Origin of the sequence: Aequorivita sp. KMM 9714, from assembly GCF_011065475.1 — a bacterium.
Lineage (GTDB): Bacteria > Bacteroidota > Bacteroidia > Flavobacteriales > Flavobacteriaceae > Aequorivita > Aequorivita sinensis.
Map to the genome: position 1 here is coordinate 1,198,677 of NZ_JAAGRO010000001.1, position 15,142 is coordinate 1,213,818.

Consider the following 15,142-nt stretch of genomic DNA (forward strand, 5'->3'; position numbering starts at 1 on the left):
ATAAATGCGTTTACTTCAAAGATATAAAATACATTTTGAAGTATAGCAACTAGTTCTGTAATTATTAGTAATAACTCTAAAGTGACAACATTATTATGTTGTCACTCTTGGAGCTTCTTCTGGTTTTTGAAATGGACGCTCTCCAAATATTTTCTCAAGGTTGTCCTTGAAAATAACTTCTTTTTCTAAGAGCACATTTGCTAGTTCGGTAAGTTTATCCTTATTTTCTTCAAGGATTCTAACCGCACGATCATACTGTTCTTCAATAAGTTTTGAAATTTCCTGATCAATAAGTTCAGCAGTTTTTTCACTGTATGGCTTAGAGAAGTTGTATTCAGATTGACCACTGCTATCATAATAGGTTAGGTTTCCAACCTTATCGTTAAGACCGTAAATAGTAACCATTGCTCGAGCTTGTTTAGTAACTTTTTCAAGATCGCTTAATGCTCCTGTAGAAATTCGGTTAAAAATTACTTTCTCTGCGGCACGACCCCCTAGGGCTGCACACATTTCATCCAACATTTGTTCTGGATGAATAATTAGTCTTTCTTCTGGTAGGTACCAAGCAGCTCCTAGAGACTGTCCACGTGGTACAATTGTTACTTTAACTAATGGAGCAGCGTGCTCTAGCATCCAACTTACAGTGGCGTGACCAGCTTCGTGGAATGCGATGGCGCGTTTCTCGTCCATAGTCATTATTTTGTTCTTCTTTTCAAGACCACCAACTATTCTATCTACTGCATCAAGGAAATCTTGTTTTCCAACAGATTTTTTTCCTTTTCTGGCAGCAATCAAAGCAGCTTCGTTACAAACGTTTGCAATATCGGCTCCAGAGAAACCTGGTGTTTGTTTTGATAAGAAATCGGTGTCTAAGTCTTCTCCCTTTTTTAAAGGACGTAAATGCACTTCAAAAATTTCTTTTCTTTCACGAACGTCTGGAAGATCAACATAAATTTGTCTGTCAAATCGACCGGCTCTCATTAAAGCTTTATCAAGAACATCAGCTCTGTTTGTTGCAGCAAGTACAATAACATTAGAGTCTGTTCCAAAACCATCCATTTCGGTTAAAAGCTGGTTTAATGTGTTTTCACGCTCGTCGTTTCCACCTGAAAAATTGTTTTTTCCACGTGCACGACCAATTGCGTCAATCTCATCAATAAATATAATTGCTGGAGATTTTTCTTTAGCTTGTTTAAATAAATCACGTACACGTGAGGCACCTACACCCACAAACATTTCAACGAAATCTGAACCTGAAAGTGAGAAGAAAGGTACTTTTGCTTCACCCGCAACGGCTCTAGCTAAAAGAGTTTTACCTGTGCCTGGAGGTCCAACTAGTAATGCACCTTTAGGGATTTTACCTCCTAGAGACGTATATTTATCTGGGTTTTTTAGGAAGTCTACAATTTCTTGAACTTCTTCTTTTGCACCTTCTAATCCTGCAACATCTTTAAAAGAAGTTTTGATATCGGTTTTTTCATCAAATAGTTTAGCCTTAGACTTTCCTATGTTGAACAATTGTCCACCCGGACCACCACCTCCAGCACCAGAAGACATTCTACGCATAATGAATATCCAAATTGCAATAATGATTACAAATGGAAGAATTCCCATTAAGATATCACCCCATACGTTAGTGTCTGTATCGAAGTTTAAGCTAGTAGTTAAATCGTTTTCAGCTTTTATTTGTTGAAAATCTTGTTGGAATAACTGTAAGTCTCCAAATTCAAACTGGTAAGTTGCGTCATTTGTGCCTGGCTCTAAAAAAGAGGGTGCGTTTCCTTTAGGAGCGTGTATGTCTTTCGCTTTGGCTTCTTCAGTAAGATATACCTTAGCAATTTTCTTGTTGATTACTTCAACGCGTTCAACATCCCCAGCCTTTAAAAATTCTTCAAATTGCGCTTGGTTGGTTTTAGCAGGCTGAGACCAGCTACCACCACCAAAGATTTGTAATCCAAAAAATAATAAAATTATAGCACCGTAAATCCAATAATAATTTGGCCTAGGCTTTTTGGATTCGTTTTTCTTGTTTTTATTTTCTTGAGCCATAAGGCAGTCTTCTTTTTAATGAGTTGTTTCTATTTTAACCGATTTTGCATCGCCCCAAAGTCCTTCAATATCATAAAATTCACGGATATGCTTTTGGAATACGTGTACAACTACGTGAACATAGTCCATAAGTATCCACTCGGCGTTGTCGCTACCTTCAACGTGCCAAGGCTTTTCCTTTAATTCTTTGCTTACTGATTTTTGAACTGAGTTTACAATGGCATTAACTTGTGTGTTAGAGGTACCATTGCAAATTATAAAATAGTCACATACTGTGTTTTCTATCTCTCTTAGGTCTAGGATTTCTATATCCTGTCCCTTAACATCTTCAATCCCTCGTATTATTTGAGCAATAAGTTGATCTGTTCCTGCTTGTTTTTTTTGCATTAAATATCTTTCTTTTCTATTTCGCAAAGTTATTACTTTTTTGTTTCTTGAACCGCTTAAATTAAGTAATACTAAACTAAATTATTGTTTTGAAGATAATCAAACTTAATGCCACCCATTCAACCAACTCGTATATGAAGGAATTGCTACGTGAAAACCTGCTTTCAGATCATACAGTTGTACTAGCTGAACAACAAACTTCCGGTCGTGGACAAATGGGAGCTTCTTGGTTTTCAAAACAAGGTCAAAGCCTTACATTTAGTGTGTTTAAAGATTTTAAAGGGTTGGCAGCAGAATATCATTTTATTATTTCCATGGCAGTTTCAATAGCTATTTATGATGCTTTAAATAATCTAAATATCCCGAATCTTTCTGTAAAATGGCCTAACGACATAATGTCAGCCAAAAAAAAAATTGGCGGTATTTTAATTGAAAATGTACTTAAAGGCAGTAATGTACAGTATTCAATTATAGGAATTGGGCTAAATGTTAATTTAATATCCTTCCCGGATTTGCCTCAAGCGAGTTCTTTGAAGCTCGAATCTGGCAGGGAATTTATTTTAGATGAAGTTTTACAGGAGGTTTTAAAGTCGTTGACTAAAAGTTTGGAAAATCTTTCAGTTGTAGATTTTGTTGAAAAGAAAAAGCTTTTTGAAGATCGACTATTTAGGAAAGATGTTATTTCGGTATTTGAAGATCAAAAAGGATTTCGATTTAATGGAATTATAAAAGGGGTTAGCGATTTGGGAGAGCTTTTAGTAGAAACTGAAAATGAAAAAATTCAAAAATATCAATTAAAGGAAGTGAAGCTTATTTACTAAAAATAAAAACGGAACTAAAATTCTGATTTAGCTCCGTTCTCAATATATATTGTTATAAATAAATCTACAGCTTTTCTAAGTTTGAAGCTAGAGTTTCAATAAATTTTGAAATAGGGCTTTTTATCATCATAGCCATCATACTGTTAAATTCTCCTTCAAAAAGTAATTCAGCAGTAGATGATGTATCGGATACACTTTCAATATCGCTTTTTAAAGTAAACGGAAGTTTGTCGCTAATCGCGCCTAAAACTACTTTATTAGGGCTGTCAACTTCTTTTATTTCTAAAGCTATTTCAGGCATACCTTTTAACGCAAATACAAAAGCATTGTCTCTAATTACTTCAAATTTACTAATAGTGTCTGGCATCAAGCCTTCATAGTTTTTTACATCCGCCAAAAATTCGCACAGCTCTGAAGCTGATTTTTGAACCGTTACTTTTTTACTGTTTAATTTCATTATTAAAATTATTAAGTCTGTTATTTTTTATTTTTATACTACCAACTACTGCCCCCAAGTTTCAGGGTTGGTTCTCCATTCGCCAAGTAATCTTGCTTCATCAGCGCTAATATACTTCGACTTTTCAGCTTCTTGTAGTAACATTTCATAATTGCTAAGGGTGCTTAACTCTACATTAGCATTCTTAAAATTTTCCTCTGCAATATTAAAGCCATAACTAAAAATAGCAAACATTCCCTTTACGTTAGCATTTGCTTCTTTAAGTGCTTCTACAGCCATAAGGCTGCTTTTTCCTGTGCTAATTAAATCTTCCACTACAATAACATTGGTATTGGGTTCAAGGTGACCCTCAATTTTATTTTTTCGTCCATGACCTTTAGCTTCCGGTCTTACGTAACAAAAAGGAACGTTAAGATAGTCTGCTACTAAAGCGCCAATACCAATTGCTCCAGTGGCTACACCAGCTATCATTTCTGGCTTTCCGTAGGTTTCTTCAATCTGTTTAGCGAGGTTTTCACGAATGTAATTTCGAATTGTTGGATACGAAAGTGTTATCCTATTATCACAATAAATGGGAGATTTCCATCCCGAAGCCCATGTAAAAGGGTTTTGTGGTTGTAATTTTATTGCATTAATTTGCAATAATAATGCTGCGGTTTTTTGTGCCGTTTCCTTATTTAATATCATACTACAAATGTATAAAGTTTTTGTAAAAGAAATTCCCATTATTCTTTCTACTGAAAAAAATATTGGTGAACACTATACAACCATACCTTTAAAGCAAGCGCGTTTTAAAAAATTGGTTAAAAAGATTAACAACGGCGAGCTTCTCTATGTTAATCTTTATCACAAGAATGCGGAAAAGTTAGAACGTTTTCTTCGGAAAAAAATAAAAGTAGTAGAAGCAGCTGGGGGATTAGTTTATAATAGTAAAAAAGAAATTCTTTTTATAAGACGTAACGGGAAATGGGACCTGCCTAAAGGAAAAATTGAAAAAGGAGAAAGTTATAGGGAAGCTGCAATCCGTGAGGTAGAAGAAGAAACAGGGGTAGAAGGTCTAGAAATTCGTGACTTTATAATGAAAACTTATCACGTTTTTACTAGAAACAATAAATACCGACTTAAAATTACCCACTGGTATGAAATGTATACCGATTACGATGGCCCTTTAACTCCTCAGCCTGAAGAGGGCATTAAAAAAGCAAAATGGAAAAATTTTGAAAAATCCCAGGATGCTTTAAAAAATTCTTATGAAAACATTAAACTTCTCTTCCCCAAAGAATATTTAACCACCCACCCTAATGATAGGATAACGAAGATGTGATTTTTCGTAATAAGGGGATTGTTTGTGAATCCAATCTAATTGTAAATACCAATTTTGTGCAAATTCAGGTTGGTTTTGTTTTTTAGTCTCAAACTTTTCTTTGATTATAGGGTTCTTATTTAAAAACTCCTCGGCTAAATCCTCCCATACATAGGGAGAAAATCCTTCTTTTTGTTGTAGAATAGCGTCAAAGAAATTCCAATTGAAAAATGAATCTTGCGCTGAAGGCTCTAAAGTTTCAATTATATATCTTAACCCCGGTTGCTGGGTTTTTACTAAAATATCTCCTTTGTTTACTTTAACGTTCTCTGTAGTTTTATCCACCTTGGTGTTATAATGTAAATAATGACCTTCGTATGGACTTTTAACTGTTTGATATTCGGCAATTCTATAAACTTCGGAAGTGATAATTGTGTCATTTTCAACTTTTGAAAAGTTTATATTGTTTAGTTTTAAAAGTTCGATAATATTCCAATACCCCTTCGGAATTATATATGCAGTAGGGATTTTGATAGAATCGTTTGCTTTAAAGTTATTGTAGTAGGTAACAGTTTTGTTGAAAGGCTTATTTCTATCATACTTTAATCGTTTTTGTCCTGTAATTTTGCTCGGTATAAAATCACTTTCATAGCCTTTGAAGTTAAGTGAAGTTGTTTTTGTTGAATCTATTTTCCAAGAAATAGGGTAGTAGCTTCCAATTTTGTACTTTTTAATAGCATCTTGTCTTAATGATTTAATTTTTGCGGCATTTGAATCTGCAATGGCTATAAAACTTTTCATTAATTCATAAGTTCCTTCAACTCTATCTTTATAGGGTTTTAGCATATGAGTTTCTACCATCATTCCCATAGTGTTGAATAACGCACTATAACCTGTTGAATATCTAGGAGAGTCCATAAACTGTGAAAACCCGATTTCTGGTTTATTGTTGAATACATTAACATAAGGTGTGATGTCCCATTGTTTTTGCTTTAAAGATTTCTCAAATTCAGGAATAAATGAAGTTTCAAGATAGTTACCTAATTCACCATCTAGTTTGTTGTGTTGCGTAAATAGGTGGGTGAGCGTGTATTGGTAATCTGCGCCATTGCTAACGTGATTGTCGATGAATAGATCTGGATTGAGCCAGTGAAAAATTTCAGCAAATGATTTTGCGTTTTTGGTATCACATTTTATAAAATCTCTATTTAGGTCGTAGTTTCTAGCATTCCCACGAAACCCATATTCCTTAGGGCCGTTTTGATTTGTTCGGCTTGTGCTATTTCTATTTAGTGCCCCTCCTATATTATAGATAGGTATTGTAGCTATAATTGTGTTTTTCGGACTAGGAATACTGTTTTTGGATAATTCTCCAAAAAGCCGCATAGTGGCGTCTATTCCATCAGGCTCTCCTGCATGTATTCCATTATTAATTAATAAAAGATTTTTATCATTTTTTGAAAAGGAACTTTGATTTTGAGTTTTCTTGGTAAACTCTGAATTATATATAACTATGTGTAAAGGTCGTCCGCTATCTGTTTCTCCCATTTCAAAAACCTGAAATCTCTTATCAGTGGCAGCCAAATTTTTATAAAACGTAATGCTTTCATTATAAGTTGAAGTTTCTTTTCCTTCTGAAGTTTCAAAAGTTGTAGTTAAGTTAAAGGGTTTCCTTGTTTTTTCTGAAGTACAGGAAAAGAGAATAATTAAAGAAAATATGAATATTGTTATTTTCATCAGTTTTTAGTGAATATAATTGAATAATATAAAAACCTGCAACATACCTGTGTTATATGTTGGGTTTTGGTCCAATGGTTAAAACTAATTTAAAGGAAAAATATAAAAATAATTATTATTTATTGGGTTAGTTTGTTTAAAATGTATATGTTTAAATATTAAAGCTAACTTTTAACAATTTAAATATTAAATTATGAAAAAAATTACACTTATTGCAGCCGTTTTTATGGCTGGATTAACAACTCAAGCTCAAACTAGTTTAACGAATACTGCGGTAACCACAAGTCAAGACGTAACGATTGAGTTAGATCAAAATCGTGCGCCGGTAATATTAACCCAAAGTCTTTCACAAACCATTGAAGCAGGTGCTGAAATTGCTTGTGCTACTGCAACATCATTTCGTGATAATTCCATGTATCGTGATTTCGATTTAGTAGGTGATCACAATATTATTAATGGTTTATCGGTTGAAGCGGTAGAAATTGCAATTGGACCTGTTATTTCTCCAAATGGTTTTCCAATGACAGTTAATATTTATTCCACAACAGACGAATTTCCTCCTGTTCCTAATGGTACTTATATCACACAAGGAACTGGCGAAGTTACTATTACTGAGGCGGATGCTGAATCTTTTGTTACAATTCCAGTGGTAGGAGTTATTCCTGCTGGTGAGCGTTTAATTGTTGAAGTTGTTATTACTGATGACCTAACTGACACCAACTTCATGCGTTTTGGATGTAATAATGCTGGTGAAATTTCGCCTTCATATATTGAAGCTGAGGTATGTGGAGCTACAGAACCTACACCTTTCTCAGATTTAGGATTAACTCAAGGACTCGTTTGGAATGTAATTGGTGATGATGCTTTAGGAACTATCGAAAACTTATTATCTCAAGTTTCAATTTATCCTAATCCTGCATCTAGCATAATTAACTTGAAAACTCCATCAGATGTAGAAGTTGAATCTATAGTGCTTTTTGATACTTTAGGAAAGAGAGTTAATGTTAACTTTAACAATGGTGTAATAAATGTGTCTTCAATTGCTAGTGGTGTTTACCTTTTAAAAGTTGAAACATCAGCTGGTACAATCACTCAAAAAATAGTTAAACAATAGTTTTTCATTATCGAATTATTTAAATGAAAGCCCCAATCGAAAGATTGGGGCTTTTTAATATGTAATTTAATTAAAAGTTTTGTCTTCTTTTAGTCTTATTGAAACACCTACTATGGTGTTTACGTTAATTTAATTTTTTGTTTCCTTTAGTTGTGAAATCTTAAACATTAAAATTAATTGTGCAACACCAAAAAAGATCTAAAGGGAATAAACGATTTCTTAATACTCAAATTTTTAATCCATAACTAAATTGGCAATTTCAAAAACCTGAAATCTCTTATCTGTGGCAGCCAAATTTTTATAAAACGTAATGCTTTCATTGTAAGTTTAAGTTTTATTTAAATTTGGGTAATCAATAATTGGCTGAACTTGCCTTTGTTGCATTTGTCCGTTTAGATTTAAGGAATAACCAAAAAGTATAATACTAAGTGCTAAGAGGTGATTTTTCATCTGCTAATAATTTATGAGGAAATTTGTCAAATATAGCGTTCAACCTGTGATTGCTTTAAATTTAACAGGGTGAAATCAGAAAAATTAGCACTAAATTATTTGTAAATCTTATTTGGTTGGTTATATTTGCTCATATAAATTAAACTTAAAACTTTTCTATTATGAAAAAAATTACTCTTTTAGCTTCGGCTCTTTTGATGACCGCAGCGACTTTTGGTCAAAACGTTCTTATTGATCGTATCGCAGATAATTCGACAGGATTAATTTCTACATTAGGTGATGATGGTACTGGTGTTTACTGTGCTGATTATTTCTCATTAACTTCTGATGTTGCTCTTGGAGATCTTACTGTTTACGGTCTTAACTCTAACTTTGGTGCAATTGAACCTTTTACTACTGGATTTAACGTATACATTTATGAGATTTCTGGTTCTATTCCAGGTGGTAACCCAGAGGTAGCTGGATCAGGTGTTTTAGAATTAGGTGATATCGATCCTTCTTTATATACTCTTACTGAGGATGGAGCAGGTAGTTCTGAATTTAAAATAAACATTACAGATGCAAACGGTGGTAACCAAGTTGTGCTTCCTGCAGGTGTTTACTGGGTATCTGTTTTCCCAAGTGTACTTGGTGGACCAGCTGAAGATGGACGTTGGAACTGGTTTGGTTCTTTATCTTCTTTCCCTAACCAAGAGCCTGTGTTAATTGACCCATCTGACCTTTTTGGTGCTGGAGCACAGAACTGGACTAACATTACTGGATTAATTGGTGAGCCTTTCCCAAGTTTTGCTTGGAACTTAACTGATGAGCCAGCTGCATCTATCGGTGACAACCTTGCTGAAATGATCGCTGTTTACCCTAACCCTACAACTGATGTTCTTAACTTGAACATTCCTTCAAGCATCGAAGTTACTAACGTAGCTATGTATGATGTATTAGGTAAAAACGTAGGTGCTGTATACAGCAACGGAACTATCAATACTTCTTCTTTTGCACAAGGTGTTTACACTTTAAAAGTTGAAACTACTTCAGGTACTCTTACTCAAAAAGTAGTAAAGCAATAAGAATTTTAAAATTCTAAATATTAAAATCCCGGCCATATGGTCGGGATTTTTTTTGTTTCTAAATTAGCGTTTCTGAAGCTGTATCTAATGGAATTGGCTAGCTATAGGTGATCATGAGTAGATTGTGTCTAAAACCGCTTCTATTTAAGCTTATAAGTGTTGAATGGTAATTGGTAGAGTTGATGTTAAGTAGCGTTAATGCATATTCATTTGCTGGGGATATAATTATAAGTTTATAGTGTTGCTTATAAATATAAAGCGAGTGGACTAAAGTTATTATGGATTTCGGAAACAAAAAAAATCGCCATTGAAATTTTCTTCAATGGCGATTTTAAATTTATATTGAAAAGAGTTCTATCCGTTCATCGAAATTAGGAACTCTTCATTGTTTTTCGTTTGCTTAATACGGTCGTTAATAAACTCCATAGCTTCTATAGGATTCATATCGGCTAGGTATTTTCTAAGAACCCACATACGCTGTATTGTGTTTTCATCTAGCAGGATATCATCTCTACGAGTACTTGAAGAGGTAAGATCTATAGCAGGGAAGATTCTTCTGTTAGATATTTTTCTATCCAATTGAAGCTCCATGTTACCTGTACCTTTAAATTCTTCAAAAATAACCTCGTCCATTTTAGAACCAGTTTCGGTTAAGGCTGTAGCTATAATACTTAATGAACCACCGTTTTCTATATTACGTGCAGCACCAAAGAAACGTTTTGGTTTATGTAGTGCATTTGCATCAACACCTCCACTTAATATTTTACCACTTGCAGGTTGAACTGTGTTATAGGCACGAGCTAAACGAGTTATAGAATCTAATAAAATTACAACATCGTGACCACATTCTACTAATCTTTTAGCTTTATCTATTACCAGGTTTGCTACACGAACGTGTTCTGTTGCTTCTTTATCAAAAGTAGAAGCTACAACTTCACCTCGAACGTTACGTTGCATATCGGTAACTTCTTCAGGACGTTCATCAATTAATAAAATAATTTGATAAACTTCTGGATGGTTAGCCGCAATTGCATTTGCAATATCTTTTAGCAACATTGTTTTCCCGGTTTTTGGTTGAGAAACAATCATACCACGTTGCCCTTTTCCAATAGGAGCAAAAAGATCAATTATTCTTGTAGAAATTGTGCTTTGCTTTTCAGCTAATTTAAATTTTTCCTGTGGGAAAAGTGGTGTTAAATGCTCAAATGATACGCGATCGCGAACTACATTTGGGTTTAACCCATTAATTTTATTTACTTTAATTAAAGGGAAATACTTTTCACCTTCTTTTGGTGGACGTACTTCACCTAAAACTGTATCTCCGGTTTTTAAACCAAAAAGTCTAATTTGTGATTGTGAAACATAAATATCATCAGGAGAAGATAAGTAGTTATAATCGCTAGAACGTAAAAATCCGTATCCGTCCTGCATTATATCTAGAACTCCTTCGCTTTCTATTATCCCTGCAAACTCGTAATCTGGCTCACGGTAACGATTACGAGAATCTTTATTCCCGTTGTTGCGATTATCGTGAATGTTGCCATCTTTTTGTTTGTGGCTTTGATGTTTTTGTCTGTTGTCTGTGTTGTTTTTATCAGTACGCTGATTTTTCTCTCTGTCGTCTGATTTATTTGGACGATTTGAAGAAGAAGATTTCTGATGTTGTGGTTTTCTATCGCTATCTTTATTATCAGATTTAGAAGATTTCTTCACGTCATCTTTTTTATCGTCATCACTCTTCTTATCGTGATGTTTCTTTTGCGGCTGTGGCTTGTTGGATTGAGGTTTGTTACCTCGATTGTCAGCCTTTTTAGGACTTGGCTGCTCTTCTTGGTTGCCACTATTTTTTGGAGACTCAGTTTTTTTCTCTTCCTTCTTAGTAGTTGTAGAAGAATCATCTGACCCAAGTACAGCTTTAACGGCTTTAGGGTTAGCAGCTTGATAATCGAGTATTTGATAAACTAAATCTAATTTTTTTTGTGTGCGGAATTTTGGCACTTTAAGTTCTTTGGCTATTTCCTGTAATTCAGGAAGCTTTTTACTTTTTAATTCTGAAATTTCAAACATGTAATGAATGCTGTAGTTAAAATTTATACTATTTAATTCCTTTTGAGAAGGTAAGTACGTTGAAAATGTTTTTTTGAAGACTAAGTAACCTTTATTGAGGTGGTTACGAATAGATAATGCAATAATACAACAATATTTTAAAAACTAGTGTTATTTTTTTTAAAAAGATAATGTATTTTTGCTGCTTAATTGTGTTAATAGTAATGATACAACGTATACAAACTGTTTTTTTAATCATTTCAGCCCTTATAATGGGCGGATTATATTTATGGTTTCCTGAAGTAGTAGGAACGGATGGTCAAATTATTATGGAACGCAGTGAGCCTTTGATTTTTGGACTTATATTTTTGTCTATAGCATTGGCTATTATTTCGATTATATCATTTAAAAAACGGCAACAGCAATTTGTGTTAAACCGTTTAAATATAGTATCAAATTTTGTATTACTAGGAGTTTTCGTTTATCGATTACTAACTTTATCCGGAGAAACTATTGTTTCAGAGAAGGGTATTGGGGTTCTTTTTCCTATCATTTCTATCGTATTTTTAGTGCTGGCCAATAAGGCCATTAAAAAGGACGAGGACCTCGTAAAATCTGTTGATCGTTTACGGTAAACCGATCTTGGTATATTAGTGCAAAACCCCCTCAGGATGCCACCTTAGGGGGTTTTTTGCTTTTTAGGACAAAGTCAAAAGAAAGTAAAAAAACTTTTATTAACTGAGTAAAAAGTAATTCCTAGCGCTTTTCGAATTCTATAACTTCCAAATTCTCAATTTTCTCACCATCTATTTCAAACCTTAACATCGTTCTTACTTTGTGGAATCCGTGTTTACCCACTGCACCTGGATTCATATGGAGCAGACCTGTAGTTTTATCAGGCATAACTTTTAATATATGAGAATGTCCACAAATAAATATTTTTGGTGGATTGGCGTATAACTCTTGTCTTATTGATGGATTGTATTTACCTGGATATCCTCCAATATGAGTAATCCAAACATCAACCTTTTCGCACATAAAACGATTGTGTAAGGGAAATTCTCGGCGCGCTTCGTGATCATCTATATTGCCATAAACAGCACGAAGTGGCTTTAATGCTTTTATAGCATCGGTAACAGCTAGGTCTCCTATATCACCAGCATGCCATACTTCATCGGCTTGTTTAACATATTTCAAGATTTTTTCATCAATATAACTATGTGTGTCGCTAAGTAGGAGAATTTTTTTCAATGTGTGGGATTTGCTTGATTGTAATAGTTTTCAAATTTATATAAAATCAAGCTCTAAGCCTTGATAGCATTGAAATTAATATTTTCAATTTTGAAAGTAAGAAGCTCCGTAGTATGTTGTAATTTTGCAAATTGTAAAAACAGTTAAGTTTGCGATATTTTATTGAGATAGCATATAATGGGAAAAATTATTTTGGGTGGCAGCGCCAACCAAAGCAGGTGAGTGTTCAGCAAGTTATTGAAGAATCGCTATCTACTTTACTTCGTGAGGATATAAAAATCACGGGAGCGGGTAGGACAGATGCTGGTGTTCACGCAAAACAATTATTTGCTCATTTTGATTTTGAAGCTATAAATGATACAAAAGCTTTAGTTTTTAGAATAAATTCCTTTCTTCCAAAGGATATCTCTGTGGTAAATATTTTTCAAGTAAAAGACAACGCACACGCGCGTTTTGATGCTGTTGCAAGAGAATATGAGTACGTGATATCATTAAGGAAAGATCCTTTTTCTCAGGATTTTGCTTATCAATTAAATAAAACTCCTGATGTAGATTTAATGAATAAAACTGCTGAATTATTATTTAATCATATAGATTTTCAATGTTTTTCGCGGTCTAAAACTGATGTGAAAACATATAATTGCGTTATTAGTAAAGCAAGGTGGGAATTGATTGATAATAAATTAACCTTCACAATTTCCGCAGATCGATTTCTACGCAATATGGTTCGAGCTATAGTAGGAACTTTATTGGATGTTGGATTTGGGAAAACGAGTGTAGAAGATTTTCAAGCAATTTTAAATAGTAAAAATAGATCTAAGGCTGGGGCTTCGGCACCAGCGCACGGATTATATCTTACAAAAGTGAAGTATCCAGAAGAAATATTTCTTCCGATAGAATAAAATAAAATTAATTTTCACCGTCAATTAGTATTGATTAATTGACAAATAAACTTACCAATGATATATATAGAATATATTTTTAAAGTGTCTCCTTTACAACCAGGAGCTGAGATTCTAACTGCCGAATTAGGTTATGCAGGTTTTGAAAGTTTCGTTGAAACAGAAGAAGGTGTTACAGCGTATATTCAGAAAGATGAGTGGAATGAAGATATTTTGAGTGATATAAATATTTTAGATTCTGATGAATTTAAAGTTGAATATACCTTTTCAGAAATAGCCCAGGTAAATTGGAATGCAGAGTGGGAAAAGAACTTCGATCCTATTGAAGTTGATGGAAAATGTACGGTACGTGCACCTTTTCATCCTGTAAAATCGTTTGAATACGAAATTATTATCGAGCCTAAAATGTCATTTGGGACGGGACATCACGAAACCACTTTTATGATGCTTCAGTTTATTTTAGAAAATAATTTTAAAAATAAAACTGTTCTCGATATGGGGTGTGGTACTGCTGTTTTGGCAATTTTAGCTGAAATGCGAGGTGCTTCACAACTTGATGCTGTCGATATTGATGAATGGTGTTATGAAAATTCTTTGGAAAATGTAGAACGAAATAACTGTGCTAATATTTCGGTATATCAAGGCGATGCAGATTTATTGAAAGACCAAAAATACGATGTTATAATTGCTAACATTAATAGAAACATTTTATTAAATGATATGGCTAGTTATGTCAAGTGTTTAAACGCTAAAGGCGAGCTGTATTTAAGTGGTTTTTACATAGAAGATTTACCAATTATTACAGAAACTTGCAATAATTTGGGACTGACCTTCGTTGAGAATAAAGAGAAAAATAGATGGGTTGCTGCGAAATTTTTAATTTCGTAATTAGCTAATTATTAATTAGTTTAGTAGTTGAAACATCTGTTGTAAGGTTAAACAGAGTTTTTTGACAAAGGTTTTACTAATGAATAACTATTAACGTTTAATTATTTCACGATTTGAGTACAAGAGAAAAAATACAAGAAGATGTAGATGTTGCTGAAATGGAGAGCAACCAAAATGAAATAGTACTTTACAATGATGATGTAAATACATTCGACCATGTAATAAATTGTTTAATATTTGCCTGCGAGCATACACCTGAGCAAGCAGAACAATGCTCTATAATTGTTCATTATAAAGGTAAGTGTACGGTGAAAACTGGAGAATATGAGGAATTAAAACCTCGTTGTACAATATTGTTGGAAGCTGGTTTGAGTGCTGAAATTATTTAAAACCACTCAAGGTAAATACCTGAAATAATTACTCCAATAATTAATAGAAATAACACAATTAAAATAAAACCTGCTCCATAGCGGGTTTTTTTATTGTCTTGGAATATATAATCTCTTTCTTTTTTATCGTCTGAATCTTTTACAATTTTTGTCATAAGGTTTGTTTTAGAGTATTAATTTACGGATAATGAATTACATAACTTAAAAAGAAATCATAAAAGATATTTATTGCGGCTAATAGATAGGGGCTTTGTTAATGACAGAAGAAATTTATGGAAGTGAAA

Annotated in this window: 17 protein-coding genes; 8 read left to right on the top strand and 9 right to left on the bottom strand. The window is 33.5% G+C overall.

Annotation, left to right across the window (positions count from 1 at the left end; all coding sequences use genetic code 11):
- Positions 1–93: 93 nt before the first annotated feature.
- Positions 94–2,049, bottom strand: coding sequence for an ATP-dependent zinc metalloprotease FtsH (gene ftsH, locus G3A46_RS05345; protein WP_165147118.1), 1,956 nt, complete (start codon positions 2,047–2,049; stop codon positions 94–96).
- A gap of 15 nt (positions 2,050–2,064) precedes the next feature.
- Positions 2,065–2,436 carry a ribosome silencing factor gene (gene rsfS / locus G3A46_RS05350; protein ID WP_139855865.1) on the bottom strand — a complete coding sequence of 124 codons (372 nt, stop codon included), beginning with the start codon at positions 2,434–2,436 and terminating at the stop codon, positions 2,065–2,067.
- Between the two features lie 89 nt (positions 2,437–2,525).
- On the opposite strand from rsfS, the gene G3A46_RS05355 reads away from it, so the two are divergent.
- On the top strand, positions 2,526–3,257 hold the full coding sequence (locus tag G3A46_RS05355) for a biotin--[acetyl-CoA-carboxylase] ligase (protein ID WP_165147121.1): 732 nt from the start codon (positions 2,526–2,528) through the stop codon (positions 3,255–3,257).
- 64 nt (positions 3,258–3,321) lie between these two features.
- On the opposite strand, the gene G3A46_RS05360 is transcribed toward G3A46_RS05355, so the two are convergent.
- Both G3A46_RS05360 and pyrE read right to left on the bottom strand, forming a co-directional pair.
- Entirely contained in the window at positions 3,322–3,714 is a 393-nt protein-coding gene (locus G3A46_RS05360; RefSeq protein ID WP_139855867.1) for an SRPBCC family protein, read from the bottom strand.
- A gap of 45 nt (positions 3,715–3,759) precedes the next feature.
- Complete coding sequence (pyrE, locus tag G3A46_RS05365; RefSeq protein WP_139855868.1) at positions 3,760–4,401, bottom strand: orotate phosphoribosyltransferase; 642 nt, start codon at positions 4,399–4,401, stop codon at positions 3,760–3,762.
- 7 nt (positions 4,402–4,408) lie between these two features.
- Between pyrE and G3A46_RS05370 the strand changes: the two genes are divergently transcribed.
- Complete coding sequence (locus tag G3A46_RS05370) at positions 4,409–5,038, top strand: NUDIX domain-containing protein (RefSeq protein ID WP_139855869.1); 630 nt, start codon at positions 4,409–4,411, stop codon at positions 5,036–5,038.
- Here G3A46_RS05370 and G3A46_RS05375 read toward each other — a convergent pair.
- Positions 5,000–6,754 (bottom strand): M14 family metallopeptidase, encoded by a 1,755-nt coding sequence (locus G3A46_RS05375; protein WP_165147124.1) that lies wholly within the window; start codon positions 6,752–6,754, stop codon positions 5,000–5,002. The two genes, G3A46_RS05370 and G3A46_RS05375, sit on opposite strands and share 39 nt — an antisense overlap.
- Positions 6,755–6,947: 193 nt before the next feature.
- On the opposite strand from G3A46_RS05375, the gene G3A46_RS05380 reads away from it, so the two are divergent.
- Complete coding sequence (locus tag G3A46_RS05380; protein WP_165147127.1) at positions 6,948–7,868, top strand: T9SS type A sorting domain-containing protein; 921 nt, start codon at positions 6,948–6,950, stop codon at positions 7,866–7,868.
- A 327-nt stretch (positions 7,869–8,195) separates the two neighbouring features.
- On the opposite strand, the gene G3A46_RS14465 is transcribed toward G3A46_RS05380, so the two are convergent.
- Positions 8,196–8,318 (bottom strand): hypothetical protein, encoded by a 123-nt coding sequence (locus G3A46_RS14465; RefSeq protein WP_277875376.1) that lies wholly within the window; start codon positions 8,316–8,318, stop codon positions 8,196–8,198.
- A 161-nt stretch (positions 8,319–8,479) separates the two neighbouring features.
- On the opposite strand from G3A46_RS14465, the gene G3A46_RS05385 reads away from it, so the two are divergent.
- Entirely contained in the window at positions 8,480–9,382 is a 903-nt protein-coding gene (locus tag G3A46_RS05385) for a T9SS type A sorting domain-containing protein (RefSeq protein WP_165147130.1), read from the top strand.
- 354 nt (positions 9,383–9,736) lie between these two features.
- Here G3A46_RS05385 and rho read toward each other — a convergent pair whose 3' ends face one another.
- A complete protein-coding gene (gene rho, locus G3A46_RS05390; protein WP_165147133.1) occupies positions 9,737–11,449 on the bottom strand; it encodes a transcription termination factor Rho in 1,713 nt (570 codons plus the stop codon).
- Positions 11,450–11,652: 203 nt separating this feature from the next.
- Here rho and G3A46_RS05395 point away from each other — a divergent pair, with 203 nt between their 5' ends.
- Positions 11,653–12,063 carry a DUF4293 family protein gene (locus tag G3A46_RS05395; RefSeq protein WP_165147136.1) on the top strand — a complete coding sequence of 137 codons (411 nt, stop codon included), beginning with the start codon at positions 11,653–11,655 and terminating at the stop codon, positions 12,061–12,063.
- Positions 12,064–12,184: 121 nt separating this feature from the next.
- Here G3A46_RS05395 and G3A46_RS05400 read toward each other — a convergent pair whose 3' ends face one another.
- Positions 12,185–12,679, bottom strand: a complete 495-nt coding sequence (locus G3A46_RS05400) for a metallophosphoesterase family protein (RefSeq protein WP_165147139.1) — start codon at positions 12,677–12,679, stop codon at positions 12,185–12,187.
- A 149-nt stretch (positions 12,680–12,828) separates the two neighbouring features.
- Between G3A46_RS05400 and truA the strand changes: the two genes are divergently transcribed.
- From truA to G3A46_RS05415, 3 genes are all read left to right on the top strand, one after another.
- Positions 12,829–13,581 (top strand): tRNA pseudouridine(38-40) synthase TruA, encoded by a 753-nt coding sequence (gene truA / locus G3A46_RS05405; protein ID WP_165147142.1) that lies wholly within the window; start codon positions 12,829–12,831, stop codon positions 13,579–13,581.
- Between the two features lie 57 nt (positions 13,582–13,638).
- Positions 13,639–14,469, top strand: a complete 831-nt coding sequence (gene prmA, locus G3A46_RS05410) for a 50S ribosomal protein L11 methyltransferase (protein WP_165147145.1) — start codon at positions 13,639–13,641, stop codon at positions 14,467–14,469.
- Between the two features lie 113 nt (positions 14,470–14,582).
- Positions 14,583–14,858 (top strand): ATP-dependent Clp protease adaptor ClpS, encoded by a 276-nt coding sequence (locus tag G3A46_RS05415; protein WP_165147148.1) that lies wholly within the window; start codon positions 14,583–14,585, stop codon positions 14,856–14,858.
- Here G3A46_RS05415 and G3A46_RS05420 read toward each other — a convergent pair.
- A complete protein-coding gene (locus G3A46_RS05420) occupies positions 14,855–15,013 on the bottom strand; it encodes a hypothetical protein (RefSeq protein WP_165147151.1) in 159 nt (52 codons plus the stop codon). The two genes, G3A46_RS05415 and G3A46_RS05420, sit on opposite strands and share 4 nt — an antisense overlap.
- Between the last annotated feature and the right edge of the window lie 129 nt (positions 15,014–15,142).

Bases quoted from the DNA above. Each gene is read 5' to 3' on its own strand.
- ftsH (WP_165147118.1), bottom strand. From the start codon at position 2,049: ATGGCTCAAGAAAATAAAAACAAGAAAAACGAATCCAAAAAGCCTAGG.
- rsfS (WP_139855865.1), bottom strand. From the start codon at position 2,436: ATGCAAAAAAAACAAGCAGGAACAGATCAACTTATTGCTCAAATAATA.
- G3A46_RS05360 (WP_139855867.1), bottom strand. From the start codon at position 3,714: ATGAAATTAAACAGTAAAAAAGTAACGGTTCAAAAATCAGCTTCAGAG.
- pyrE (WP_139855868.1), bottom strand. From the start codon at position 4,401: ATGATATTAAATAAGGAAACGGCACAAAAAACCGCAGCATTATTATTG.
- G3A46_RS05370 (WP_139855869.1), top strand. From the start codon at position 4,409: ATGTATAAAGTTTTTGTAAAAGAAATTCCCATTATTCTTTCTACTGAA.
- G3A46_RS05375 (WP_165147124.1), bottom strand. From the start codon at position 6,754: ATGAAAATAACAATATTCATATTTTCTTTAATTATTCTCTTTTCCTGT.
- G3A46_RS05380 (WP_165147127.1), top strand. From the start codon at position 6,948: ATGAAAAAAATTACACTTATTGCAGCCGTTTTTATGGCTGGATTAACA.
- G3A46_RS14465 (WP_277875376.1), bottom strand. From the start codon at position 8,318: ATGAAAAATCACCTCTTAGCACTTAGTATTATACTTTTTGGTTATTCC.
- G3A46_RS05385 (WP_165147130.1), top strand. From the start codon at position 8,480: ATGAAAAAAATTACTCTTTTAGCTTCGGCTCTTTTGATGACCGCAGCG.
- rho (WP_165147133.1), bottom strand. From the start codon at position 11,449: ATGTTTGAAATTTCAGAATTAAAAAGTAAAAAGCTTCCTGAATTACAG.
- G3A46_RS05395 (WP_165147136.1), top strand. From the start codon at position 11,653: ATGATACAACGTATACAAACTGTTTTTTTAATCATTTCAGCCCTTATA.
- prmA (WP_165147145.1), top strand. From the start codon at position 13,639: ATGATATATATAGAATATATTTTTAAAGTGTCTCCTTTACAACCAGGA.
- G3A46_RS05420 (WP_165147151.1), bottom strand. From the start codon at position 15,013: ATGACAAAAATTGTAAAAGATTCAGACGATAAAAAAGAAAGAGATTAT.